This is a genomic window from Falsiroseomonas stagni DSM 19981 (assembly GCF_900114315.1).
GTDB classification, from domain to species: domain Bacteria; phylum Pseudomonadota; class Alphaproteobacteria; order Acetobacterales; family Acetobacteraceae; genus Falsiroseomonas; species Falsiroseomonas stagni.
On record NZ_FOSQ01000020.1, the window covers coordinates 50,134 to 74,056 of the forward strand.

General features: G+C 70.3%; 19 protein-coding genes, 1 tRNA gene and 1 pseudogene. 4 read left to right on the forward strand and 17 right to left on the reverse strand.

Going from position 1 to position 23,923, the window contains the following annotated elements; all coding sequences use genetic code 11:
* Positions 1–159 precede the first annotated feature (159 nt).
* From BM041_RS27770 to BM041_RS27780, 3 genes are all read right to left on the reverse strand, one after another.
* A complete protein-coding gene (locus tag BM041_RS27770; RefSeq protein WP_092963177.1) occupies positions 160–777 on the reverse strand; it encodes a nicotinate-nucleotide adenylyltransferase in 618 nt (205 codons plus the stop codon).
* Positions 774–1,649: a 2-keto-4-pentenoate hydratase gene (locus BM041_RS27775; RefSeq protein ID WP_092963178.1), complete on the reverse strand. Its 876-nt coding sequence runs from the start codon at positions 1,647–1,649 to the stop codon at positions 774–776. Before BM041_RS27775 ends, BM041_RS27770 begins: the two co-directional genes overlap by 4 nt.
* Positions 1,650–1,717: 68 nt before the next feature.
* Positions 1,718–2,983 (reverse strand): glutamate-5-semialdehyde dehydrogenase, encoded by a 1,266-nt coding sequence (locus BM041_RS27780; RefSeq protein ID WP_092963179.1) that lies wholly within the window; start codon positions 2,981–2,983, stop codon positions 1,718–1,720.
* 212 nt (positions 2,984–3,195) lie between these two features.
* Between BM041_RS27780 and BM041_RS27785 the strand changes: the two genes are divergently transcribed.
* Entirely contained in the window at positions 3,196–3,552 is a 357-nt protein-coding gene (locus BM041_RS27785) for a hypothetical protein (protein ID WP_092963180.1), read from the forward strand.
* Positions 3,553–3,792: 240 nt separating this feature from the next.
* Here the strand turns inward: BM041_RS27785 and BM041_RS27790 are convergent, their stop codons facing one another.
* From BM041_RS27790 to BM041_RS27800, 3 genes are all read right to left on the reverse strand, one after another.
* On the reverse strand, positions 3,793–5,292 hold the full coding sequence (locus BM041_RS27790; RefSeq protein ID WP_092963181.1) for an ABC transporter substrate-binding protein: 1,500 nt from the start codon (positions 5,290–5,292) through the stop codon (positions 3,793–3,795).
* 63 nt (positions 5,293–5,355) lie between these two features.
* Positions 5,356–6,339 (reverse strand): Bug family tripartite tricarboxylate transporter substrate binding protein, encoded by a 984-nt coding sequence (locus BM041_RS27795; protein ID WP_092963182.1) that lies wholly within the window; start codon positions 6,337–6,339, stop codon positions 5,356–5,358.
* A 67-nt stretch (positions 6,340–6,406) separates the two neighbouring features.
* On the reverse strand, positions 6,407–6,832 hold the full coding sequence (locus BM041_RS27800; RefSeq protein ID WP_092963183.1) for an organic hydroperoxide resistance protein: 426 nt from the start codon (positions 6,830–6,832) through the stop codon (positions 6,407–6,409).
* Between the two features lie 96 nt (positions 6,833–6,928).
* Between BM041_RS27800 and BM041_RS27805 the strand changes: the two genes are divergently transcribed.
* The gene (locus tag BM041_RS27805) at positions 6,929–7,372 is read left to right on the forward strand and encodes a MarR family winged helix-turn-helix transcriptional regulator (protein ID WP_092963184.1); all 444 of its coding nucleotides are present in this window, start codon (positions 6,929–6,931) and stop codon (positions 7,370–7,372) included.
* Here BM041_RS27805 and BM041_RS27810 read toward each other — a convergent pair.
* From BM041_RS27810 to rplU, 7 genes are all read right to left on the reverse strand, one after another.
* Positions 7,359–9,416 (reverse strand): FG-GAP-like repeat-containing protein, encoded by a 2,058-nt coding sequence (locus tag BM041_RS27810; RefSeq protein ID WP_175534217.1) that lies wholly within the window; start codon positions 9,414–9,416, stop codon positions 7,359–7,361. The two genes, BM041_RS27805 and BM041_RS27810, sit on opposite strands and share 14 nt — an antisense overlap.
* 297 nt (positions 9,417–9,713) lie before the next feature.
* Entirely contained in the window at positions 9,714–10,868 is a 1,155-nt protein-coding gene (gene proB / locus BM041_RS27815) for a glutamate 5-kinase (protein WP_092963186.1), read from the reverse strand.
* 58 nt (positions 10,869–10,926) lie between these two features.
* Complete coding sequence (locus BM041_RS31620) at positions 10,927–11,289, reverse strand: septal ring lytic transglycosylase RlpA family protein (protein ID WP_342713823.1); 363 nt, start codon at positions 11,287–11,289, stop codon at positions 10,927–10,929.
* Positions 11,290–11,455: 166 nt separating this feature from the next.
* Positions 11,456–13,540, reverse strand: a complete 2,085-nt coding sequence (locus BM041_RS27825; protein ID WP_092963188.1) for a family 16 glycosylhydrolase — start codon at positions 13,538–13,540, stop codon at positions 11,456–11,458.
* Positions 13,541–13,798: 258 nt separating this feature from the next.
* Positions 13,799–14,824: a GTPase ObgE gene (gene obgE / locus BM041_RS27830; RefSeq protein WP_092963189.1), complete on the reverse strand. Its 1,026-nt coding sequence runs from the start codon at positions 14,822–14,824 to the stop codon at positions 13,799–13,801.
* A gap of 115 nt (positions 14,825–14,939) precedes the next feature.
* On the reverse strand, positions 14,940–15,209 hold the full coding sequence (gene rpmA, locus BM041_RS27835; protein WP_092963190.1) for a 50S ribosomal protein L27: 270 nt from the start codon (positions 15,207–15,209) through the stop codon (positions 14,940–14,942).
* A 22-nt stretch (positions 15,210–15,231) separates the two neighbouring features.
* Positions 15,232–15,549, reverse strand: a complete 318-nt coding sequence (rplU, locus tag BM041_RS27840; protein WP_092963191.1) for a 50S ribosomal protein L21 — start codon at positions 15,547–15,549, stop codon at positions 15,232–15,234.
* Positions 15,550–15,767: 218 nt separating this feature from the next.
* Here rplU and BM041_RS27845 point away from each other — a divergent pair.
* A tRNA-Ser gene (locus BM041_RS27845) sits at positions 15,768–15,857 on the forward strand.
* An 854-nt stretch (positions 15,858–16,711) separates the two neighbouring features.
* Here BM041_RS27845 and BM041_RS27850 read toward each other — a convergent pair.
* The 4 genes from BM041_RS27850 to BM041_RS27860 form a co-directional block, all read right to left on the reverse strand.
* Positions 16,712–18,928, reverse strand: coding sequence for a DUF927 domain-containing protein (locus tag BM041_RS27850; RefSeq protein ID WP_092963192.1), 2,217 nt, complete (start codon positions 18,926–18,928; stop codon positions 16,712–16,714).
* Positions 18,928–19,932 carry a hypothetical protein gene (locus BM041_RS27855; RefSeq protein ID WP_092963193.1) on the reverse strand — a complete coding sequence of 335 codons (1,005 nt, stop codon included), beginning with the start codon at positions 19,930–19,932 and terminating at the stop codon, positions 18,928–18,930. Before BM041_RS27855 ends, BM041_RS27850 begins: the two co-directional genes overlap by 1 nt.
* 793 nt (positions 19,933–20,725) lie before the next feature.
* On the reverse strand, positions 20,726–20,860 hold the full coding sequence (locus tag BM041_RS31980; RefSeq protein WP_281244713.1) for a hypothetical protein: 135 nt from the start codon (positions 20,858–20,860) through the stop codon (positions 20,726–20,728).
* 652 nt (positions 20,861–21,512) lie between these two features.
* Positions 21,513–22,868, reverse strand: a complete 1,356-nt coding sequence (locus tag BM041_RS27860) for a tyrosine-type recombinase/integrase (protein ID WP_092963194.1) — start codon at positions 22,866–22,868, stop codon at positions 21,513–21,515.
* 884 nt (positions 22,869–23,752) lie between these two features.
* Between BM041_RS27860 and BM041_RS30285 the strand changes: the two are divergent.
* Positions 23,753–23,923, forward strand: a pseudogene (locus tag BM041_RS30285) (IS256 family transposase); the annotation flags it as partial.

Below are 23,923 nucleotides of genomic sequence, written 5' to 3' on the forward strand. Positions count from 1 at the left end.
GCCTTCGCCGGCGCCTTGGCGGCAGCGGCCTTCGGCTTCGTCGCGCGCTTCGGCTTCACTTCTTCCCCGGCGGAGTCCGCGGGGGTCTTTGGCGTGCGGGCGATGGCCGCCTCCTCTCCAGAACGATCGTCAACGATGAACCTAGCACATCGGCAGCCGTCACGCCGCGCGCATCGCCGCCCGGATCGCGGTGGCGGAGGCGGCATGCTCGGTGGCCGGCACGAAGGACCAGGGGGCATGCGCCGGGCCCGCCCCCGACAACAACGCGCCTGACAGCAACGCAGGGGGGCGGCGCCGGTGGCGCGCCATCCGGTGCGCCGCCTTGCCCGCCAGCGCCCGTCTTGTCCAGCCCGGCCGCGGCAGCACCGCCAGCGGGTTGCGCGCCGCAAGCCGCGTCCAGCCCTGCCAGCGCGGCAATTGCACCAGGTTGTCCGCCCCGATGACGAAGACGAAGCGGCTGCGCGGAAAGCGCCGCCGCAGCGCCGCCAGCGTCGCGATGCTGTAGCGCGTGCCGAGCCGCGCCTCGATGTCGGAGGCGATGATCCGCCGCCCATCCGCGATCCGCCGCGCACTCTCCAGCCGCTGTGCGAAGGGCGCCATCCCCGCCCTTGGCTTCAGCGGATTGCCCGGGGAGACCATCAGCCAGACCTCGTCCAGCCGCAGCGCGCGGCGCACCACCCGCGCCACATGCAGATGCCCCTCATGAGCCGGGTTGAAGCTGCCGCCCAGCAGCCCGATCCGCCGGCGGCGACGGTCGCCCCAAGGATTGATGCTCAACGGATCCGTACCGTCACGCTCACGGGTTCCGCCGCCAGCCCCGCATAGGTGGCGGTGTAGCTGCGCCCCGCCTGCACCGGCAGCGCCGGGGAGAAGCCGCCGAGCGACACCACATCCCCCGCCCGCAGCCGCCGCCCCTGCTCCCGCAGATCCCGCACCAGCCAGGCCAACGCGTTCAGCGGGTGGCCCAGCAGCGCGCTGCCCGGCGCGCGGGACAATTCGCGCGTGTCATCCGCCAGCGTCACGGTCATGGAGGCCAGCGCCGCGGCGAATTCGGGCGTGGCCTGGGCGGTGATCTCCTCCCCCACCACCCCGAAGCGGGCGCCGACATTGATGGAGACCAGCAGCGGCCCGGACCAGGGCGCGTTGCCGCCATGCACCAGATCCGGCAATTCGATGAAGGGGATCACGGCATCGATGTGCCGCAGCAGCGCCACCGGATCATCCCCCGCCTCGTTCAGCCCCTCATCCCGCACCCGCACCAGCAGGTCGCTCTCCACCGCGGGCACGATGCCGAAATTGGCCGGGAATTCGGCGCCGGAGCGCGCGCGGAGCGTGCCGTGGAAGATCGCCCCGGCCACGGGATGCGGCACGCCGAAGCGCGCCTGCGCGGCGGGGTTGGTCAGCCCCACCTTCCACCCCACCTGGTCCCCCCAGGGCTGCGCCAGCACCGCCACCAGCCGGTCCCGCGCGCAGATCGCATCCACCATGCTGAGCGGGCCCTCCGGCAGCGGCGCCGGGCGCCGGTCCAGGATGGCGGAGGCCAGCCGCGCCACGGATGGCACATCCGGACAGGCGGCCAGCGCCACGCCCGGCAGCAGGGCAAGGGCCAGGGCCGCCAGGCTGCGGTACGCAGCGTTGCTGCGGAACATCGCGTCTCTCCCCGTCAGGACGGTTCTGGCCATCCTATCCCGCAATCGCCCGGCTTGTGGAGCGCGCGTTACGGTCGCGTCTGCCCCGTGCCGATCACCTGGTAGCGCCAGGTGCAGAGCTGTTCCGGCCCGACCGGCCCGCGCGCATGAAGCCGCCCCGTCGCGATGCCGATCTCCGCGCCGAAGCCGAATTCGCCCCCGTCGCAGAACTGCGTGGACGCATTCCACATGCCGACGGCGGAAGCCAGGTTGTTCAGGAAATGCGTGGCCACCGCTTCATCCTGGGTGACGATCGCCTCCGTATGCTCGCTGCCGAAGCGGCGGATATGGTCCAGCGCCTGCCCGACGCCATCCACCACCTTCACCGACAGGATCGCATCCAGCCATTCCGTGCGGAAATCCTCCTCCGTCGCCGGGGCGAGGTCCGCGACGATCGCGCGCGCGCGGTCATCGGCGCGGAAATCGCAGCCCAGCGCACGAAGATCCTCGACCAGCAGCGGCAACAGAGACGGCGCGATGGCGCTGTCGATCAGCAGCGTCTCCGTCGCGCCGCAGACGCCGGTGCGGCGCATCTTCGCATTCGCCAGGATCGTCCGCGCCATGGCGGGATCGGCGCCTTCGTGGATGTAGGTGTGGCAGAGCCCCTCGGCATGCGCCAGCACCGGCACGCGCGCTTCCTGCTGCACGCGCGTCACCAGCCCCTTGCCGCCGCGCGGGATGATGAGGTCGATGAGACCCGCCGCGCGCAGCATCGCGGCCACGAAGGCGCGGTCCGCCGTCGGCGCGATCTGCACCGCGGCCTCCGGCAGCCCCGCGGCGCGCAGCCCTTCCACCATGCAGCCATGGATGGCCGCCGCGCTGCGCGTGCTTTCGCTGCCGCCGCGCAGGATCACGGCGCTGCCGGCCTTGAGGCAAAGGGCGGCCGCATCCGCGCCGACATTCGGCCTGCTTTCATAGATCATGCCGATGACGCCGAGCGGCTGCGTCACGCGCCTGATCAGCAGCCCGTTCGGCCGCGTCCATTCCGCCAGCACGCGGCCCACGGGATCGGGCAGCGCCGCCACCTCCTCCACCGCGCGCGCCATCGCCTCGACGCGTGCGGGATTCAGCAGCAGGCGATCGCGGAACGCCGCCGAAAGCCCCGGCGCGCCTTCGACATCGGCGGCATTCGCGGCGATCACCAGATCCGCCCGCGCCCGCAGCGCCGCGGCGGCCGCCATCAGCGCCGCATCCCGCTGCGGTCGCGGCGCGGTCGCCAGCACGGCCGAAGCCTCGCGCGCGGCGCAGGCAGCGGTATCGAGCAGCTGGGCAACATCGTCGGCGATCGCGTTCATGCGGGCAGGTCCTCCGCGCGCATGGATAGCGCCTCCACCCCCTGCAAGGGAAGCTCACGGGCCTGTGCCATCAGCCGCGCGAATGTCCGCGATGCGGTCGCGCGATTGGCGTGAACAAGCCGGCGGAACCATCTTGGGCTCAACAACGAAGCACTGGATGACGGACCCAACGATCCGCCCCGCTTCGATTGCAGAGAGTAAGGAACAGTATCATGAGCACCATCAACCGCATCGCCGCCGCCGTCTTCGCCACCGGCCTCCTCGCCGCCGCCCCCGTGCTGGCGCAGGATGTGTCCTATCCGCGCAGCGTCGGCACGGGGGAGAACTCCTCGGTCGAATACGGCCCCGCGGGCAGCAGCAACATCCTCGGCGGCGGCCGCGTCACGACGCAGTACAACAGCCGTGGCGAGGCGACCGTGACCTACCTCGACCAGAACCTGACGCAGGCCCCGCGCCCCGGCCAGGTGCCGGTGCAGGTCGGCACGGGCGAGAACTCGGACACGGTGTGGGTGCCGGCGACGGGCAACGCCTACACGACGCGGCTGCAGGCCTTCGGCGCGCGTGGCTGAGGTTGCGCCGTGGAGAGGGGCGCTGCCCCTCTCCACACCTCACCCCGCCAGGGTCCAACCGGACCCTGGACCGGGAGGTTTTGGACGATGAGGGAAGGGGCATCGCGGTCGCGCCCGACATGAGCGCCTTCGGTGCCCCTTCCCTCACCGTCCAATCACAGGGGTTCCAAGGGCCCGCTGGCCCTTGGCAGGTGATGGGGTCTGGGGAAGAGGACAGCGTCCTCTTCCCCAGCGCGCGCGCTACCGCGGCAGACGCAGCCCCGCCAGCCGGATGATCCCGTCCGGGCTCGGCTCAAACCCTTCCACACCGGCGCGCATCGCCCAGAACCAGCGATAGTGGAACAGCATCATGTGCGGCCGTTCCGCCATCCAGATTCCCGCGGCCTCGCGGTACAGCGCCTGGCGCCGCGCCGTGTCCGTCACCGCGCGCGCTTCCGCGAACAGCGTATCGAGGCGCGGGTTGGCGTATTTGCCCCAGTTGAGGAAACCGTCGGAGGCCAGCCAGAAGCTGATGTTGCCATCGGGATCGGGGCGGCCGGACCAGATCGCCATCGCGGCCTCGTAGTCGCCGCGCACGGTGGAGGCGACCATGGTGCTCGCTTCCAGCGTCTCGATCTTCACGTCGAAGCCGCCTTCCGCGGCCATGGACTGGATGATGGTCGCGATCTGCGTTTCCATCGGCTGGTTCGCGACCTTCAGCGTGAAGGCCACGCGGTCATGCCCCGCCGCGCGCAGCAGCGCGCGCGCGCGCGCCGGGTCGCGCGCCGGCGCGGCGAGGTCCGCGAAGTGGTAGGGCGTGCCCGGTGCTTCCGGCTGGTTGTTCGGCGTGAAGCGCCCTTCCATCGCGACCTGGTTGATGATGGCGCGATCGATCGAAAGCTCGAAGGCTTCCCGCACGCGCCGGTCGGCACCAATCGGCCGCTGCGCAAGCGGGCCGCCGGCGATGTTGAAGCTGATGGTCTGGTAGGCGATGGAGGGCCCCGCCACCACGCGGATGCGCCGGTCGCGCTCGGCGGCCGGAAGATCGGACGGCGCCACGCGCTCGATCAGGTCGAGCTGCCCGCCGCGCAGATTCAGCAGGCGGACATTGTTGTCGGGGATCGGCAGGAAGACCAGCCGGTCCGCATGCATGTTCGCGGCGTTCCAGTGCCCCGCATGCTTCTCCATCTCGATCCGGTCCTGCGCCACGCGGCGCGTCAGCCGATAGGGGCCGGAACAGACGGGATTTTCGCCGATGCGTTCCGCCATCGGCAGCACGGCGGGGGACAGCATCATGCCCGCGCGGTCCGACAGCACGGAGAGCAGCGGCGCGAAAGGCTCGCTCAGCACCAGGCGCACGGTGCGCGCATCCACCACCTGCACCTCGCTCACCTGGCGCAGTTCCGAGCGCCGGCGGCTTTCCCGCGCGGTGCGGTAGCGATCGAGGTTCGCCTTCACCGCCGCGGCATCGATCACGCTGCCGTCATGGAATCGCGCGCCGTCCCGCAGCGTCAGCGTCAGCGCCAGGCCATCCGGCGCCCAGGCCCAGGCGGTGGCGAGTTCCGCGCGGAACTGCAGATCCGGCCCCACATCCACCAGCTTGTCGCAGAGCGCGGAGAAGACCACGCGCTCCACGAAGCTGCCGCTTTGCGCGGGATCCAGCACATTCGGATCGGCGCCGATGCCGATGCGCAGCGTGGTCTGGGCCAGGGCCGGCGCGGCCAGTAGCGACAGCGCGGCGGCCAGGTGAAAGGCGCGCATCGGTGATCTCCCGTTCAGTCGCGGGATGGTCGCGCCGCCAGCCGCGCCGCGCAACCGGATGACCTACTCCACGCGTATGTTGCCGGACCGGATCACGGGTTCCCACTTCACGCGTTCCGCCTGCCAGGCGGTGGCGAATTGAGCGGGGGTGGTCGCCATCGGCTCCAGCCCGTTGCGGTTCAGCGTCGCGATCACCTCCGCATCTCCCAGCGCCTGGCGCATGGCGTCGGACAGGCGGTTGACGATGGCATCGGGCGTGCCCCGCGGCGCGGTGATGGCGTACCAGGACGCGACATCGAAGCCCGGCACGCCGCCTTCCGCCACCGTCGGCACATTCGGCAGCAGGCGGGACCGCTGCGCCGTCGGCACGGCCAGCGCGCGCAGTCGCCCCGTCTCCACGTATTGCATCACGGAAGGCGCCGTCGCGAAGGAATAGTCGATGCGGCCGGCCAGCAGGTCCGTCGCCACCTGCGCGCCGCCGCGATAGGACACGCCGATGGTCTCGATCCCCGCGAGGCGATCCAGCATCAGCCCGGACAGATGCGGCGATGCGCCGATGCCGCTATGGCCCCAGGACAGCGTGCCGGGCGCCGCCTTTGCCGCGGCCACCAGATCCGCCACGCTCCGCCACGGCCGGTCCATCGGCACGACGAGGATGTTGAACAGGTCGACCGCGATGGAGACCGGCAGCAGGTCCCGCAGCGGATCGACCGGCATGCGCATCACCATCGGGTTGATCACCAGCGTGCCGATGGTGCCCAGCAGCAGCGTGTGCCCATCCGCCGGCGCGCGCGCCACCGCCTCCATCGCGATGTTGCCGCCGGCGCCGGGCCGGTTCTCCACCACGATGGCCTGGCCCAGGATCTCCCCCATCCGCGGCCCGAAGGCGCGCACCGCGATGTCGGTCGCGCCACCCGGCGTGAAGCCGACGACGATGCGGATGGAGCGGTTCGGGAACCCCTCCTGCGCCAGGGCTGGCCCAAGGGCAGGAACAGCCAGGGGCAGGGCTGCGGTGGCGATCAGGGCACGGCGCGTCAGGCGCGGCATCGGCGTTCACTCCCGTTGTTTCCGTCCCTTCTAGGCGACGGAACCAGCGGGATGAAGCCGCCCCGATTCAGGCCACCGTCAGGCCGACATCCACATTGCCGCGCGTGGCGTTGGAATAGGGGCAGACCTGATGCGCCCTGGCGACCAGCGCCTCGGCCTCCGCCTTCTCCCAGCCCGGCAGGCTGATGGCCAGCGCGGCGGTGATGCCGAAGCCGCCTTCGCTGCGCGGGCCGATGCCGACCGTCGCCGTCACGGTCGCCTCATCCGGCACCTTCCGGCGGTCCTGCGCGGCGACGAACTTCATCGCGCCCAGGAAGCAGGCGGCATAGCCGGCGGCGAACAACTGCTCCGGGTTGTTGCCCGGACCACCCGCGCCGCCGAGTTCCTTCGGCGTGGAGAGCGTGACATCGAGCGCGCCATCCGCGGTGCGGGAACGGCCATCGCGGCCGCCATTCGCGGTCGCCTGGGTGCTGTATTTCACATCGACGGGCATGGGCCCCTCCTCTGCTGATGGCGAACCAGTAGTACACTATTTAATCGCGCACAATAGAATTGGACGCCGCCATATGTCGGTGATAGAGGCTTCGTGATGACCGATCCCACGCGCTGCCGGCGGCTGGAGGAGAATCTCTGCTTCGCCGTCTACCAGGCCAACCACGCCTTCACCGCGGCCTATCGCCCGCTGCTGGAGCCGCTCGGCCTCACCTACCCGCAATACCTGGTCATGCTGCTGCTGTGGGAAGGCGATGGCCTGGCGGTGAAGGAGATCGGCGGCCGCCTCGGCCTCGATTCCGGCACGCTGACGCCGCTGCTGAAGCGGATGGAGGCCGCGGGCCTGCTGAAGCGCGCGCGGGATGCGGCGGATGAACGCCAGGTGCGGATCGCGCTGACGCCGCGCGGCCGCGCGATGGAGGGCGAGGCGGCGGCGATCTTCCCGGCGCTGGCCTGCCATGCCGGGGAGGATGCGGCGGCGCTGCGGGATGCGCTGGCGGCGCTGGCGGCACGGCTGCGGGGCGCGCTCAGCCCGGGATGACACTCCAGTCGATGCCGGGGTTGGCGACGTAGCCATTGCCGGCGATCCCCGTGCCCTGCATCGCCCAGTACCAGGACAGGCCGTTGGCGTTGCGGAAGACGATGTCGGCCAGACCGTCGCCGGTGATGTCGGACACCGCGGCGATGCTCCAGGCCGCGCCGGGATTGCCGATCGGCGCGTTGCGCGCGGCGACCGGCCCGTCCATCAGCCAGGCCCAGACCATGCCATCGGCGTTCTGCCAGACCACATCCGCCCGCGCATCGCCATCCAGGTCACCGAGGCCCCGCACCTGCCAGGACGGGCCGGGGCTCGGCTGGCCGCCATTCCCGGCGATGGCCGTGCCATCCATCAGCCAGGTCCAGAACACGCCGCTGGCATGGCGCCAGATGATGTCGCCGCGCCCGTCCCCATCCGCATCGGCGATGCCCTGGATGGTCCATCCCGTGCCCGGCGTATCCAGCCATTGGTGGCGGGACACGCCGCCGGTGCCGTCCATCAGCCAGATGTAGCTCTGCCCGCTGGCATTGCCCCAGACGATGTCGGCGCGCGTGTCGCCATCCAGGTCCCCGGTGGCCTGCACCGTCCAGTTGGCGCCGGGGTCGAACAGCGTCGGCGCGCTGGCGCTGCCGATCGTGCCGAAGCGCAGCCCCGCCCCGCCCGGCAGCCGCCACAGCAACTCCGCCACGCCATCGCCGGAGACATCGGCCGTGGCCAGCAGCTGCGCCCCCGCGACCGGGATGGCGACGCTGCCCGCCACCGCGCCCCCCGCCCCGAAGACGAAGGCGCCGAGCGTGCCGTCGCTGCCGCGCCGCATGATGAGGTCGCCGCGCGCATCGCCATCGAGGTCCCGCCCCAGCGGCTGCACCAGGCCGATGCGGCGATCGGTGAAGTGCAGCGCCTCCGCCCCATGCAGCAGGTCCACCCCCTCCGCCTCCACGGTGACGGAGCCATCGGTGTTGCGCCGCCAGGCGGCCCCGGTGGATGGCGTGGCATAGGCCACGGCATCGCGCCCGAAGCCGGCCAGGATGAAGTCGTCACCGCCATCGCCGCGCAGCGTGTCATGGCCGAAGCCGCCATCCAGCACGTCGTTGCCGTCCTGCCCGCGCAGCGAATCCTGCCCAGCCCCGGCATGGATCCGGTTGTCCGCCGCATTGCCCTCCACCGTATCGTGGCCATTGCCGGTGATGGCGATCTCGATCCAGCTGTCGTAGGCGATGGCATAGGGCACGCCGCTCCCCCGCACCGTCCCGGGTTCCAGGCTGACGGACAGGCTGGCGCCGCTGGCGGAGAAGTCGAAGGTATCGGTGCCGCCGGCGTCCCAGATCGTGCGGATCCCGCCCCCGAAGGCGGTCGGCACGTAGCGGTCATCGCCGGTCGCCGTGCCCATGTTCCGGCCGTAGATCACCTGCAGCGCCAGCAGGTCCAGCGGCAGGAAGGTCGCGGCCTCGATCCCGCCGGGAGGGGCGCTATAGGACATGACCGTGACGCCGCGATTGTCGAGCGCGGCGGGCAGCCGGACCGGCGCCTCGAAGGAATGCTTCAGGCCGAGCGCGTGCCCGATCTCATGCACCAGGATCAGGTAGTTGTAGCTGCCAGGCGTGACGCCGGTGGTCTCGCTGGCACGGTTGGCGACCCAGACATCGCCACCGGCCTCGTTGGCGTTGGGGTAGTAGGCATAGGCCGCCGAGCCCGCTTCGATGTAGCCGGTCAGGCCGAAGCGCATCTCCCCCGCGCCGTATCCGGCATCCGCCACCTCCGTGAAGTCGATGCCGACGACGCGCGACAGGTCGGCGAGGATCGCGCGAGTCGCCGCCTGCATCGGCGTGGTGAAGACGCCGGCGCCGTAAAAGGGTGCGGCGTTCGGGTAGAGCGTGTTGCCGTAGGTCGTGTCGAACAGGCTGGAGGAGGTGATGAAGCTGTAGGTCAGGCTGACGCCGCTGCCGGCGCCGCCGCCCCATTTGCTGCCGACGATCAGGGCATTGACCAGCGCATTGTCCGTCAGCGGAACCGCCGAAACGGGGGTGCTGCTGGACAGGATCGTCATCGGGCCCTCCCCGCCGGAAGTGCCCGCAGGATGCCCGAGCCCCACCGTTGCGGACAGACAACCAGCAGGTGCTGACGGAATCGTGAGGCCGGAGCCAGGGCCCTGCCGCGCGCGGCGCATGCCGACGGCACGATGGAATGGCCTGCGGCCGGCCGAGGCGCCGAAGGGCGCCCGCCGCAACTGCGTCACGCCGAAGGCGCGCCGCTGGCACAACGAAGCCAAGCCCGCCGAGCGGGCGCCGGCGATTGAGGCACGAAACAAGGAATACCAACGGGCCGCTGCAAGCGGCCGTTGGCATCAGTCCCGCGCGGCGCCCGCGGGCTGGTGCACCACCAGATCGTCGCGGTGGATGATCTCGTCGCGCCCGCGCCAGCCGAGGATCGCTTCCAGCTCCTCGCTGCGATGGCCGGCGATCAGCCGCGCCGCATCGGCGTCATAGGCCGACAGGCCGCGGGCCAGTTCATGCCCGCCTTCGTCGCGGACGGAGACGGCATCGCCGCGCCCGAAGTTTCCCTCCACCGCCCGCACCCCGGCCGGCAGCAGCGACGATCCGCGCGCGAGCGCGCGGGCCGCGCCCGCATCCACCACCAGCACGCCGAGTGGCGCCAGGCTGCCGGCGATCCAGCGCTTGCGGGCGGACCGCCCCTCCCCTTCCGGCAGGAACCAGGTGCAGCGCGCCCCCTGTTCCATGGCGGCCAGCGGCCGGTCCTGCTTGCCGAGCGCGATGGCCATGGCGCAGCCCGCGCCGGTCGCGATCTTCGCGGCCATCAGCTTGGTGCGCATGCCGCCGGAGGAATAGCCGGGCGGCGGCTCCCCCCCCATGGCCATGATCTCCTCGGTCAGGTGGGGCACCACGGGCAGGTGGGCGGCGTCCGGGTTGCTGCGCGGATCGGCGGTGTAGAGGCCGTCGATGTCGGACAGCAGCACCAGCGCATCGGCCTCCACCATCTCCGCCACCCGGGCGGCCAGGCGGTCATTGTCGCCGAAGCGGATCTCGGCCGTCGCCACCGTGTCATTCTCGTTGATCACGGGGATGCAGCCCAGCGCCAGCAGCGTGCCGAGCGTGGCGCGGGCATTGAGGTAGCGGCGCCGATCCTCGCTATCCTCCAGCGTGAGGAGGAGCTGCGCGGCGTTGAGGCCGACGGCGGACAGCGCCTCCGCCCAGGCGCCCGCCAGGCGGATCTGCCCGACCGCGGCCGCGGCCTGCTTCTCCTCCAGCCGCAGCTTCTTCCGCGTCAGGCCCAGCGCGCGGCGCGCCAGGGCGATGGCGCCGGAGGAGACGAGGATGACCTCCACGCCCCGCGCGCGCATCGCCGCGACATCCTGCGCCACGCCGGCCAGCCAGGCGGCGCGCGGCGTGGCGGTGCGATCATCGACGACAAGGGCGGAGCCGATCTTCACGACCACGCGGCGCGCGGTACGGAGATCGGGATGGAGGGGAGCGGTCTGCATGGTGCCAGGGGCGTAGCATGGGGGCGCCGGGACGGGACAGGCCCGCCCCGCCCGACTGTCAGCGCTGCGCCACCCGGGTGTTCCCGACCGGCCGGATCTCCACCGGCACCACGCCGGTCTGGAAGCCGATCTCCCGCGCCGCCCGCGGCGACAGGTCGATGATCCGGCCGCGCGTATGCGGCCCGCGATCGGTGATGGTCACGGTCGTGGTCGCCCCCGTCCGCAGATTCGTGACCTGGGCGCGGGTGCCGAGAGGCAGGTGCAGATGCGCGGCCGTGGGGGCCTGGGTATCGAATCGGGCGCCATTGGCCATGGGACGGCCCTGGAAGCGCGTTGAATAAACCGCCGCGTCCCCACGCTGAGGCTCGAAGGCCTGGGCGTTGAGGGGGACGAGACATGCGAGGGCCAGGGCAGCCGGCAGGAGCCGGAACCCGAGGATCGATGTCGTCATGCCCCACCAAAGACTCGGATCGGCGCGCTTGGCAACCCCGGCAATGGCCAGGGGGGGCCGCCGCCCCGCCCCTGCCGGCGGCCCCGCAAGGCCCCCGGCACGGGTTTTCAGCGACTTCCGGCACCGGGCTGGCGCCTCACGCGAAGACGATATCCGTGCCTGTCAGCACCGCGGTGACGCCCTGGAGGAACACCTCATCCCCCCCGGTGCCGAGGTCGATGGCCAGCCCCGCCATCCCCCAGCGCGTCTCCACCGCCTGGGCCAGGTCGCCCATGGCGTAGCCTTCCAGGCGCAGCCGGTCCGTGCCGCGGGCGAAATCGACGACCCAATCCTGCCCATCCCCCTTCGCGAAGACGAACAGATCCGCCCCCGCCCCGCCCGTCAGCCCGTCATCGCCAAGCCCGCCGCGCAGCACGTCATTGCCCCCCAGCCCCTGGAGGTCGTCCGACCCGGCGCCGCCCTGCAGATCATCCGCCCCCGTGCCGCCCTTCAGCCAGTCATCCCCCGCCGTGCCCAGGACCGTCGCCGTCGTCGCCGGCAGCGCGGTGCCGCCCGCCGCGAAGCTGCCGGACAGGCCAAGCTGCTTCGCCGTCACGGCGCTGAGCCCCTCCAGGAACAGCGAGGTGCCGTCCGTCAGCGTCAGTTGCAGGCCGGCGATGCCGGACACCACCGCGACCTTCGCCGTCACGTCCGCCGCCGTGATGCCGGATAGCACGACCTTGTCGGTGCCCAGCGTGAAGTCCGTCACGCGGTCCTGCCCATCGCCCTTCGCGATGTAGACGCGGTCTACGCCCAAGCCGCTGGTCAGGATGTCGCTGCCGGCGTGGCCGCGCAGCTGGTCGTCGCCATCGCCGCCCAGCAGCAGATCATGGCCATCATTGCCCAGCAGCACGTCATTCCCCGCACCACCGGCCAGCGTGTCGTGCCCGGCGAAGCCCTGGAGGTAGTCATGGCCCGCCCCGCCGGAGAGGCTGTCCGCCAGCGCACCACCCTTCAGCGTGTCATTCCCCGCCGTGCCGGCCAGCACTAGGCCCGACGGTGCCGCCACCGGCACGTCCTTCAGCACCAGGTCGCTGGCGCCCAGCGCGGTGACGCCCTGGAGGAACAGCTTCTCCCCGTTCGGCAGCAGGACATCGAGCCCCGCCATGCCCCAGTAGCTGGCCGCCTTGGTGAAAACCTGCGCGGCGGCGAAGCCGTGCAGTTCCAGCCTGTCCGTGCCGGGCGTGAAATCCACCACCCAATCGACACCATCGCCCTTGGTGAAGACGACGACATCCGCGCCGGCACCGAGCGTCAGGCCATCATCGCCCGCCCCGCCCGCCAGCCGGTCATCGCCGGCGCCGCCCTGGAGGTCGTCGCTGCCAGCGCCGCCGCCGATGGTGTCCGCCCCTGCACCACCCGCCAGCGCATCATCGCCCGCGGTGCCGGTGAGGGTGAGGTTCGTGACAACGGGCGCCGGCGTGACCGGCGGGGGAGTCACACTCCCCGTGAATTGCGACACCCGGACCCAATCGACGCTGATGTCCAGGCTGTTGACGCCCGACGCGTTGGGCGACCCGTACCAGCCATCCGTCGCCGTGCCGACATGGCCCTGCAGCCCGACCGACATCCGCTCATGCGGGATGTTCTGCGTCGTCGTGTAGACCGCCTTGCCATCGACATAGAGCGTCATGCGATCCGGGAACCAGTCCAGCGTGTAGGTGTGCCACTGGCTGTGATCGAGCGGGAATTCGTAGCTGGCATACCAGTCGTCGTTGTTGCCGGCGGGCCCCTGCCAGTGGTTGGTGAACATGCCGTTGCCGCTGGCCGGCGTCTCCAGGATGTCCACCTCCGGCGGCCAATGGTCATTGGAGGTCGGCCAGAGCAGGAAGCAGGGCCCGGCACCCGTGACCTCCACGCTCGCCTTGGCGCGGATCTCGACGCGGCCATAGAGGAATCCGTTGCCCTGGCCATCCGGCGCGCCGGCATAGGGCGCGCTGCTCAGCCCGCCGACGGACCAGATCCCGTTCGCCTGCTTGTCCATCCCGATGGTGAGTTCGCCGTTGCCGACCGTGACCTGGCTGCCATCCCAGTAGAAGGCACCGTTCCAGTACATCGACCCGCCATAGGTGATCGGCCATTTCTGCCAATCGAGCTGGGAGCCGTTGAAGCCATCGAAGAAGACAGTGTTCCAACCCGTCATGTCGAGCGGCGTCGGATTGATGTCGGTGGTCGTGCCCATCGGGGTCCGGTCCTCGTCCTATCACGGCGCCGTGATGCGCTCGCGGGTCTGTGAGGCCACAACTCACGGTAGCGCGTCCAGTATAAAAGTATTCAATATGCGTTTGTGCGATAATCCAATAGATTGCGAGGCCCCGTTAAGGCATCAAACCGGCCCTGTTGCATCAAAACGGCAGCGCAAGCGGCGCAGGGCTGCGCCACCGCGGCCTTCCGGAAGGGGTTGTCGCCACGCCGCGCCGGGGGGGTCGGCGCCTGGCGGTCAGCGCTGGCGGTTCGCCAGGATCTCCGCGTAGAGCGCCTTCAGCACCGCGGCCACGCCATCCCCGGTAGCGCCGGAGACGAGCAGCGCCGGCTTCCCCGCGGCGCGGGACAGCGCCTTGAGGCGCGAGGTGGTGGCCTGCGCCGTCATCGCATCCGACTTGTTCAGCGCCACGATTTCCGGCTTCTCCGCCAGGCCGCCGCCATAGCCCGCCAGTTCCTCGCGGATGATGCGGTAGGCCTTGGCGGGATCGGCCGCCGTCCCGTCCACGAGGTGCAGGAGCACCGCGCAGCGCTCCACATGGCCGAGGAACCGGTCCCCCAGCCCCGCGCCCTCATGCGCGCCCTCGATCAGCCCCGGGATGTCCGCCAGCACGAATTCCAGCGACCCGTCCGGCGTCGGCCGCCCATCCGGCTGCAGCCGCACGACGCCGAGCTGCGGGTGCAGGGTGGTGAAGGGGTAGTCCGCGATCTTCGGCCTGGCGGCGGAGACGACGGAGAGGAAGGTGGATTTTCCGGCGTTCGGCAGCCCCACCAGGCCGGAATCGGCGATGAGCTTGAGGCGCAGCCAGATCGACCGCTCCTCCCCCGGCCAGCCCTTGTCGGCCCGCCGCGGCGCGCGGTTGGTGGAGGTCTTGAACATGGCATTGCCATGCCCGCCATCGCCGCCGCGGGCGATGACCACCCGCTGGCCGACCTCGGTCAGGTCCGCCAGCAGCGTCTCCTTGTCCTCGTCCAGGATCTGGGTGCCGACAGGGACCTTCATGATGACGTCGTCGGACCCCGCGCCGGTGCGGTCGCTGCCCGCGCCGTTGCCGCCCTTGCGCGCCTTGAAATGCTGGGCGTAGCGATAGTCGATCAGGGTGTTGAGGCCGTCCACCGCCTCGATGATCACGTCCCCGCCCTTGCCCCCATTGCCACCATCGGGGCCGCCGAACTCGATGTATTTCTCGCGCCGGAAGGCGATGACGCCATCGCCGCCGTCACCGGCCTTCACATGGACCTTGGCTTCGTCGAGGAACTTCATGGCGGTTCTTCCCGGCCCGGGCGTATCGCCGGCACCGTGCGGCCGCCATCCCCTGGAAATGCGAACGGGGGCCCTGGGGCCCCCGTCCTCGACCTCGCCGGGATGGCGGGGGTTATTACTCGGCGGCGACCGCGAGCGGCGTGACGGAGATCTGCACGCGGCCTTCGGCCTTGCGCTCGAACTTCACGTGGCCGTCGACGATCGAGTGCAGCGAATGCGTGCGGCCGACGATGACGTTGCGGCCCGCCAGCATCTTCGTGCCGCGCTGCGTCACCAGGATGTTGCCGGCCTGGACCAGCTGGCCGTCGCCGCGCTTCACGCCGAGGCGCTTGCCCGCGGAGTCGCGACCGTTGCGGGACGAACCGCCTGCCTTCTTGTGTGCCATGAGGGTGCTTCCTGTTTCTTGCTCAGGCGGCCGCGATCGCGGAGATGCGGAGCACGGTCTGCATCTGGCGGTGGCCGTTCTTCCGCCGGCTGTTCTTCCGGCGGCGCTTCTTGAAGATGATCACCTTGTCGCCGCGCGTCTGGGCCTCGACCACCGCGGTCACGGTGGCGCCCGGCACGGTCGGCGCGCCGACGGTCAGGCCGGCATCCGTGCCGAGGGCCAGGACGTCGTGGAAGGTGATGGTGGCGCCCGGCTCGGCCTCGAGCTTCTCGACGGTCAGGACGGCGTCAGGGGTGACGCGGTACTGCTTGCCGCCGGTGCGGATCACTGCATAGGTCATGTTCGCGCTCGGGCTTTCGGGGTCCGGTGCTTCTGGGCGGTACCGCCCGGAGGTATGGTGACGTTGCGGCCATGTCTGACCGCCGGCGGTCCTGGGGTGTAAACCCGGTACGCCGGAGGGCGCAGCGTATAGCGGCGCCCCTTGGCATGAGTCAACGGGAAGCGGCGGCGGGAGGTTGCGCCGCGCCGCGCCCGTGACTATACGGCGCCACCGCCTGCGGAGAGGTGGCGGAGTGGTCGATCGCGTCGGTCTCGAAAACCGAAGTAGGTGCAAGCCTACCGTGGGTTCGAATCCCACCCTCTCCGCCAGCGCCCCCATATAGTTCAATACTTTACGGGCGCTTCCCTAGACCATTCCCACGCTGGTTCCCACACCCGTTCGAGGATGGTCATAGACGGTAGTGGATTGGCACGCCGCGCGCCGGTAGCGCGGGTCCTTCCACCGTGCGCCACCGGCAGGGGTTCAAACGGCATCGTCGCGGCAGAGGCATGGCCGTCGAGGCGTAGCATCACGTTCCCCGATTGGTGGGGAGGAACCCCTAGGCGGCGGCGGAACCTGGCGCGGTGGCGCCGGCCGAACCGCTGCGCCACACTTACGGTGGGGAGGACCCGCCGGGGGGATACCCGATCCTTCCCAGATCATCCGACAGGAACCGCGCCCCCTGCCCGGTTCCGATAAACCGCGAGGTTTCGGCCCAGCCTAGCCGGGGGGGGACCCATTTCTTTGAGACCGCCAGCGGCCAGGACCGCATCCGATGCCACGCGCAGATTTTTTCCCCTCTGTTGAAAATCCGTTTTGATTTCCCGCCCCGTGCAGGTCCCTCCCGCCGCGTCCCTCGCCCCATTCGCGCAGAACCGTGAAGCTCCGGCCTCGCCTAGCCATGGGGGGGCGCAACCTCTACGGACTACCGGCGCCGAAACCGCTTCCGCCCGTGTCCGCATCCATCCGCAATTCAGGTGTTGAGGCACGTCGCCCCTCCCTCCCGCGCCCAGATCGGCGGCAGGCACTACCCGGCACCGTGGCGCGCATCTCCGGTCGGAAGCGCGCGGTGGTGTCGGGAGAGGTCGGGATTGTCGGGATAACCGCTGTAGCCCGCCGCTTTCCGCGTATTCCGCCCGTGTCGGGATCGGTCGGAATGTCGGGATTGGCGGCGGGCTTCGCGCTACGCCTCGGCCGCTCCCGCCGCCAGGATGCCGGGCGTTACGGCATAGACCCTCACCTTGCCTTCACCCTGGATGACCTTGGACACGGTGAGGTTCCGCCCGTCGCCGCGCTGGATGGCGCCGGCATCGGCCAGGGCGCGCGCCGCCGCCGTGGGATCGGCGTCCGCGAATACTTCCGAGCGCCACGCCTCCCGCGTGATGAAGTAACGCCACCCGCCTTCCCTCCGCTCCCGCCAGCCGGCGCGGTTTATGGTGCGCTGGTCAACTGGCACCGGCTCCCCGGTGGCGAAGCTCGCTTCCAGCGTCTCAAACCGGCTTGCCCCATGCGCTGCGATGAAGGCGCGCAGCCTCACCAGCGCTGCCCCATCCTCGCCCGCATCTGCACCGCCGCGCCGGTCCATCCATGTCGCCATGACGGCCAGCGCAGCGCGCGATGCCTCGCCCGCCGGCCAGGGCAGCACCCCCCACCGCGTCGCCATCTCGCCGGCCGTCGCCGCCAGCGCGAAGGCGCGCGCGACATGCCGCACTTGCACATCAGCGCCGGCCGGCAGCGCCGCCGCGAAGCGGTCCCGCATCCCGGCAAGCATCGCCAGCAAGCCAGCCATATCCTCCCGCCGCGCCTCCGCCAGATGCGCCAGAAAAGCCCGCGCCGCCGTCCCGTGGTGCTTCCGCAAAGCGCCATGGAGCGCCGCCAGCATCGCGCCCCGATCCGCGTAGCCATGCCGGTTAGGCCATGCGTCGGCGTCCGGGATCGGTAGGGACGGCAACCGCACCGCCGCACCCTCCGGCATCTTGCGGCCCGTGCGCTCCACCACGGTCGGCACGTCCACCTCACCCGTGGAAAGGATGAAGGTCCGCCAGGTGCTGCGCCGCCGCGCCGTGAGGTCGCGCGCCATCCGGCCTTTCCCGGCACCGTTCGCCATTGCGTAAATGGCGCCGGCAACCTCGCGCGGATCGGCCTGATGTATTTCATCGAGGGCTAGCAGCCCGTCGCCCGACTCCGCGCAAGCGGCTTCAAGCCCGTTCGCCGTCGCCCGCCAATCGCGCAGCGCGCCGGCCTTGGTCGGCGGCCCCCAGGCGGAAACCGCCATCTGCGCCGCGCTGGTTTTTCCGGCCTTGGATTTGCCGAATAGGTGGAAGCCGCCGCCATCCTCCCCGGCCACGTCGAGCAACGGCCCCGCGAAGGCAGCGGCTAGACAGAAGGCCGGCAGGTCATTCCCTACCGCCAGCGCGGCAACTTCCGCCTTCCACCCGTCGAGGTCGCCCGCCATCGCGACAGCGGCGGCGCCGGCCTCGCTTTGGCGTTCCATCACCAGCGGTTCCGGCGGCTTCCCGATGACGGCACCATCGGCCAGCGCGAAGGCGTCTCCATGCCAACCAGCGCGGGCTACCAGCGTGACGCGACCACCCGCGCGAACGCCGCTCAGGAATGATCGAAGCCGCATCCGGGCGGTAGGGTCCGCATCCACGCGCAGCCCGCGCCGAACCATCTCCGCTTCCAATACGCCGGGCGCTTCCATCGTCATGCGGGCCGGCATTGCCCAAAGGTGCGGCCGGCCGTCGCCATCCCGCCAGCGCAGCCACAAGGCCCAATCCTCGCCGGCCGTATTCCTCGCCTCGCCCAACACTTCAAAGGCGTCGCAGAGGCGCAGCGGCGGCGCATCGTCGCCGCCGTCGCAGAACAGGCCATCCGGCCGCATGATGTAACCGAACGGCCAATGCGTCTCACCATCGCCCGGCGGGCCGGCGGCGCGCATCGCTTCCTCCGCAATCGCCCGTCGCCGCGCCGCCTCCCGCTTCAATTCGGCCGACAGCGCCCGCAAGGTAAGCCCCGGCACGCTGGCGACGGCGCCGCGCATCTCTACCTCCCGCGCCAGAGGCGCCAGGTCGGCCAGGCGCGCGACCAGCGCCGTAAGGGCGTCGGGATCGGCGCCCATGGAAGGCCCGGCCTCCGGTTCCGGCTCGGCCGCGTCGGCGCCTTCCCGCGCCTCCGCGTCGCGCTGGCGCAGCACATCGCGGCGCAGCCCGTCGAGGTCCGCCGCCGCCACGCCAAGCCGCCTCGCCTCCGCCTTACGCGCCGCCAGCCATTCAGCGTTGTCCATATCGGCAGCCCGCGCCGCCGCCGCCCGCAATGCCGCCGCCGGGTCGGTGGTGTCGTCCGCGCTGGTCGCGCTGGTCGCGGCGTCGGGCGCCGCCGTGTCGCGCATCGCGTCCATCACTCTGCCCCTCCCGTGCGATGCGCCACCGCCCATACGGCAATCGCAGCGCCCTCCCCGGCCGGCTTTCCCGCCATCTGCAAAGCGCCGTCGAGGGCGCGCGCCACGTCCGCTTCCGCCAGCAGCCCGCGTGCCACCAATCGAGCTAGACCCCATGCCTCCGCTAAAGCGGTCGGATGCCGCGCGCCCTCGCTAGCCCGCGCCACCGCCGCCGCAGCCCTTGCGAGGGCGGTAGAGGCATAGCGGGCGGTTCCGGCACCGGATGACGCAGGCGTGGGGCGGAAGGGCATCAGCGGCCTTGCCAGAGGCGCCAGGGCGGCAGCCGATGGCGCAGTTACCACCGTCGCACCGGGCAGCGTCACCAGCCGGGAAGGCAGCGGGTCCGACATGCCGATGAAGGCCGGCGCCGCCGTGTAGATCGGCTGAACCGCACCGAACACGCTCCGGTCAACCGGCGCATCATGAAGCCACCGCTTGCACTCAAAACCAGACAGCGCGCGGGACAGCAGAAACCAGAGGCGCAGCCGTGCGCCGGGTTTGAAGCCGTGCGATGCGGTCGCCCATACGATGCAGGCGACATCGTGGAAGGCAGTAGGCAACGCGGCGCGCGCTATGGCACCGCAGCCTGCCAAGTCGCGCGGATCGGCACCGGATGGCAGCGGTAGCCCGTCGAGGTCCAACGCCAGCCATGCGCGTGCACACTCGCCCATGGTCGGCGCGTCGCCGGTTTTCGGGTCGCGATGCAACAAGCGCCGCTGCCCGCGCGCGTGATTATTGGCGAGGATCGCGCCCCGCAAAACGCATGTATCCCGCCGCTCGGCCAGGTGGTGCAGAAGCGCGGCCAGGGCGTCGAGGTCGGGCGCAATCGCGGTGTCGAGGTCCAGCACCCGCGCCAGGTCGTAATCGGTCGCGGTTCCGTCAGCGTGGCGGGTTTTGCAGAGGCGCCGGCCACGGGAGGTAGCGAGCGTGATGGCGTGCGGGTCGGTGGTGTCAGCGGCCAGCATTAGCGGCCTCCATTTCTTGAAGGGCGGCAAGCGCCGCCGGCATTGACGGGAAGGCCAGCGGCAGGCGCCGGCCCGGAATTGCAAGGCAGGCGCGCGGCAGCCCGTCCGCGTCGGCCAAGTCATGCCGCAGCACGATCCGCGCGCCCGTTGGCGTGCGGCGCGGCGGTGGCGCTACCCAATCGAAAAGGGGGAACGTGGCGGGCACCTTGGCGCGGCGCGGGCGATGGCGCCGGCCGCAGGTAGCGCAGCGCGAAGGGCGCGCATCGTCGCCGCTCCGGCCTTCAACGTGATGTTGCATTGCGCGGTCCTATCGAGGGACCGGGCGCAGCTAGGGCGTGGCACGGAAAGCGCGGCGTGGTATTCTGCGGGCGTCACCACCGCGTAACCACAAGCCTTCCGCCGCCGGGTCGCCCTCGCGCCCGGCGGTTTTCATTACAGGGCGGGAAACGCCAGCAGCCGCAGCGCAGCCGCCAGCAACAGAAGCGCGACCAGCGCCGCCAATGGCGTCACCAGCGCCAGCAGGGCAGCGCGCATCATGCCGCCCTCGGCGCACGCGGCGCCGCCTCCACCACCGCCCGCAATTCCGACAAGCGCCAGCGCGGACAGCGCGGCGTGACGTAATACGGGGCGGGTAGGGTTCCGCGTTTTACGTCCCGCCAAAACGTCGAGATAGCGCGGCCGGACTCGGCGGCGGCTTCCTCGGCACTCAGCAGCGGATCGGGGGCGGTGGCGCGTAGCTCGGCACGGCGCGCGCGGCGTGCGGCCTTGCGGTCGGTGGGAACCGGCGCGGTCATTACGCCACCCCCGCCACCGTCTCCGGCTTGCGTCGTGCTGCGGTTTCACGGGCAGCGGCCCATGCCTCCGCCTCCGCCAGCCGATACACCACCCGGCGCGGGGAAAGCCGCAAGGCCGGCGGTCCCTCGCCCATGGCATGAAGTCGGCTCAGGGTGCGCGCCGCAATGCGATAGCGGGCGCAGAAGTCCACGGTTGATAGATATGCGTTATCGTTCACGGATGCCCCTATGGGGCGCCCAAATGCCTTCGCGTCACGTTGTCGGGTTCCGGCTAGCGGTCGCGCCGGGGGATGGCGTAAAGTGCGCGTCGGCGGCTCAGGTCGCCCTTGATGTTTCCGATCAAGCCCGGCCCCTCCACGGGTTCCAGCCGTGGGGGGGCTATCTTTGAGCGCCGCAGCGCATCGCAGATGCCCCCCGAGAGGGGGTTTTTGGCGCCTCATGCCTTAATGGCTTGATTTGCCCCGAACCTACCGATGCCTTCCGGTGTCAGCGCCAGTGCACCAAGCCCCCGAAGCCGCCAGTAGCCGCAATATACCGGGCCGGAATCGCTTGTTGAAGGCGCGGTTTTCCGGAGATTCCGCCCGTTCCCCGGAACGAAGGCGCGCAACGCGGGCCGCTGCACCTATTTGCATCCCCAATCCCGACATACCGACACCACCCGACATGGCGCCAGCAGCCGGAAAGCCGCAGAAAACGGCCATTATCCCGACAATCCCGACACCGCCCGACATGCTTTCAAGAAACCGGGTGGGAAACACGCATGGCGCCGCCCGCGTGTTCCGTCTCTCAGCCCGCCGCCTTCGCCTTCCGCCCGCGCTTCGCCCGCTCCACGTCGAGGTTCTGCACCACCGCCGCGCCAGCCGGCCGGAGACACCACGCTGCCCAGGCATCCATAAGAGGGCGGCGCTTTTCCAGCAGATCGGAACGCGCATAAGCCGCTTCCACCTTGTCGCGAACAGCATGGGCAAGCGCCCGCTCCACAACCTGACTTCCTTCGGGCCGCGTCTCCCCGGCCCAATCGCGGAACGTGCTGCGGAAACCGTGCGGCACCACCGCGCGGCCTTCATGGTCGCGCCAGCGCGGCAGCGCATCGGCTTCGTCGCCCTCGACCGGCTCATTCATGCGGCGCACCACCGCCGAAACCGTCATGTCGCTAATCGGATCGCCGTTGGTGTTCGGGAATACGAGTGCATCGCCGCGCGGCTTGCTCGGCCGCACCGCCCGCAACACGTCGAGGGCGGCAGCCGATAGCGGGACGCGATGCAGCCGCCGGCCCTTCATGCGGGCGCCGGGCACGCTCCATAGACCGCCCTCCATATCCAATTCCCGCCACGTCATGCCGCGAACCTCGCCCGTGCGGGCAGCGGTGAGAATGGCGAAGCGGAGGGCAGCGGCGCCCATGCCTTGAACCTCCGCTAGCGCCGTCCAAAAGGCGGGAACCTGTTGCCAGGGAAGCGCCGGGCGATGCTCCACCCGCTTAACCCGGCGCGGCGGTGGCAATTCCTCGGACAGCAGCCCGCGCCACCGGGCAGGGTTTTCACCAGCGCGCCAGCCCCGAACGCGGGCGAGGTCCAGCACGGCTTCAATCCGTTGGCGCAGCCGCGAAGCCGTCTCCGGCACCAACGGCCAGATCGGGCGAAGCACACTCAGCACCGCCGCAAGGTCAATCTCCGCGACGGCGGTATTCCCGATCTTCGGAAAGGCGTGTTGTTCCAGGGTCGCCAGCCATTGCGCGGCGTGTTTCGGGTTGCTCCATCCGTCCCGCTTCGCCGCCACCGTCGCCGTTGCGGCGTCTCGGAACGTGACGGCTTTCGCCTCCGCCTCCGCCGCCGCCCGTGCTTGCTCGGCCTTGGCGGCTTCACGGGCGGCTAGTGGATCAACACCAGCGCGCAGCAACTTTCGGGCATCCTCGGCAGCGTCGCGGGCTTCGGCCAGCCCTACCGCCGGATAGGCGCCCAGGCCCATGTCGCGGCGCTTGTCGCCATAGGTGTAGCGAAGCACCCACACCCCGCCGCCGGCCTGGTTCGCCTTCACCAGCAGATGCAGCCCCCCGCCATCGCCAATCCGAACCGGCGCCGCAGCCGGAGACTTTGCCAGCGCGGCCAGCTTTGCCTTCAAGCCGGTCGTGGTGAGGTCGCCCATGCTCGCATCTCCACCGGGATCGCCGCTCCCCGCTAACCACCCCGGAGGCTTCGCCGGAGTTTCGGGGGCGGCGTGGGAACGCCTCGGATCGTTCCCACGCCTATTCCCACACTAGAGCATGGATGGAGGTAGGCAAGCGTAGATGCCGGGAGACATGAGAACGCGGAAACATTGGGAGAATATGGCTTTTCTCTTGGTGTTCGTGGAGCGCCATAGACGGTGGTAGATTTACGCTTGGCAGACACCCTCTCCGCCAATTTCGCTCTGGTTCGCACCGCTGCGCTGCTTTTCGCTCTGGCTCGCGCAGCCTCGCGTCGAAGCCGAGCACGAACCTACGCAAAGCCATCCAACGGAGCGCCCCTCCTTCGCTCATCAGGGCCACAGTGGCTAGTTTCCTCATGACGAATACCCTTGGCAGCCCCAACCGGCAGTGATCGGGTTTGGGCTGTCTACCGTGGCCCTTGTGCGGCAAGCGTTGGGGGAGGCTATAGCATTTGCACAGATGTAGAGTTCTTATTTTGTTCTTGAATATTTTCCTATATTAATGCAGGATGCGTCTTCGAACACGGAGACCTCTCATGGGCGGGCTGTCATCTGTCGCAATTCCAGACCGCGCGGCAGCTATCCAAAGCTCCCCAGCGCTCGCCAGAAGACCGCTTCTCGGTACCGACCCACCCTCACGCAGCGTGTCGACACCTCCTGGCATCGGGAGCGAGGCCGGCATTGGGTCGTGTCCCGGGTGGTGGTGTAGGAGGTCCAGAGCCCGGGGCGCGTAGCGAAGCCCCATGGCTGAGCGGAGCGGAGCGCCCCGGGCGGCCACCGCGGTGATCTTCGGTAGGGTTGGGTTGTCGAGACCTGCAACCCCTGACCTTGGAGCGACCGCGATGACCGATGACAAGATTGCCCTTCGGCAGATGCTCGAGAAGGGCTCCGACGCGACCTTCCTGCGCGAGATGATTGGCTTCGCCGCGCAGCGCCTGATGGAGCTGGAGGTGGGCGAGGTGACCGGCGCCGCGCATGGCGAGCGCAGCCCCGACCGCCTGGTGCAGCGCAAC

Excerpts from the sequence above, each read along its gene's own strand:
- BM041_RS27775 (WP_092963178.1), bottom strand. The coding sequence starts at position 1,649 with ATGTTCCGCAGCAACGCTGCGTACCGCAGCCTGGCGGCCCTGGCCCTT.
- BM041_RS27780 (WP_092963179.1), bottom strand. The coding sequence starts at position 2,983 with ATGAACGCGATCGCCGACGATGTTGCCCAGCTGCTCGATACCGCTGCC.
- BM041_RS27785 (WP_092963180.1), top strand. The coding sequence starts at position 3,196 with ATGAGCACCATCAACCGCATCGCCGCCGCCGTCTTCGCCACCGGCCTC.
- BM041_RS27790 (WP_092963181.1), bottom strand. The coding sequence starts at position 5,292 with ATGCGCGCCTTTCACCTGGCCGCCGCGCTGTCGCTACTGGCCGCGCCG.
- BM041_RS27795 (WP_092963182.1), bottom strand. The coding sequence starts at position 6,339 with ATGCCGCGCCTGACGCGCCGTGCCCTGATCGCCACCGCAGCCCTGCCC.
- BM041_RS27800 (WP_092963183.1), bottom strand. The coding sequence starts at position 6,832 with ATGCCCGTCGATGTGAAATACAGCACCCAGGCGACCGCGAATGGCGGC.
- BM041_RS27805 (WP_092963184.1), top strand. The coding sequence starts at position 6,929 with ATGACCGATCCCACGCGCTGCCGGCGGCTGGAGGAGAATCTCTGCTTC.
- BM041_RS27810 (WP_175534217.1), bottom strand. The coding sequence starts at position 9,416 with ATGACGATCCTGTCCAGCAGCACCCCCGTTTCGGCGGTTCCGCTGACG.
- proB (WP_092963186.1), bottom strand. The coding sequence starts at position 10,868 with ATGCAGACCGCTCCCCTCCATCCCGATCTCCGTACCGCGCGCCGCGTG.
- BM041_RS27825 (WP_092963188.1), bottom strand. The coding sequence starts at position 13,540 with ATGGGCACGACCACCGACATCAATCCGACGCCGCTCGACATGACGGGT.
- obgE (WP_092963189.1), bottom strand. The coding sequence starts at position 14,824 with ATGAAGTTCCTCGACGAAGCCAAGGTCCATGTGAAGGCCGGTGACGGC.
- rpmA (WP_092963190.1), bottom strand. The coding sequence starts at position 15,209 with ATGGCACACAAGAAGGCAGGCGGTTCGTCCCGCAACGGTCGCGACTCC.
- rplU (WP_092963191.1), bottom strand. The coding sequence starts at position 15,549 with ATGACCTATGCAGTGATCCGCACCGGCGGCAAGCAGTACCGCGTCACC.
- BM041_RS27850 (WP_092963192.1), bottom strand. The coding sequence starts at position 18,928 with ATGGACGCGATGCGCGACACGGCGGCGCCCGACGCCGCGACCAGCGCG.
- BM041_RS27855 (WP_092963193.1), bottom strand. The coding sequence starts at position 19,932 with ATGCTGGCCGCTGACACCACCGACCCGCACGCCATCACGCTCGCTACC.
- BM041_RS31980 (WP_281244713.1), bottom strand. The coding sequence starts at position 20,860 with ATGGGCGAGGGACCGCCGGCCTTGCGGCTTTCCCCGCGCCGGGTGGTG.
- BM041_RS27860 (WP_092963194.1), bottom strand. The coding sequence starts at position 22,868 with ATGGGCGACCTCACCACGACCGGCTTGAAGGCAAAGCTGGCCGCGCTG.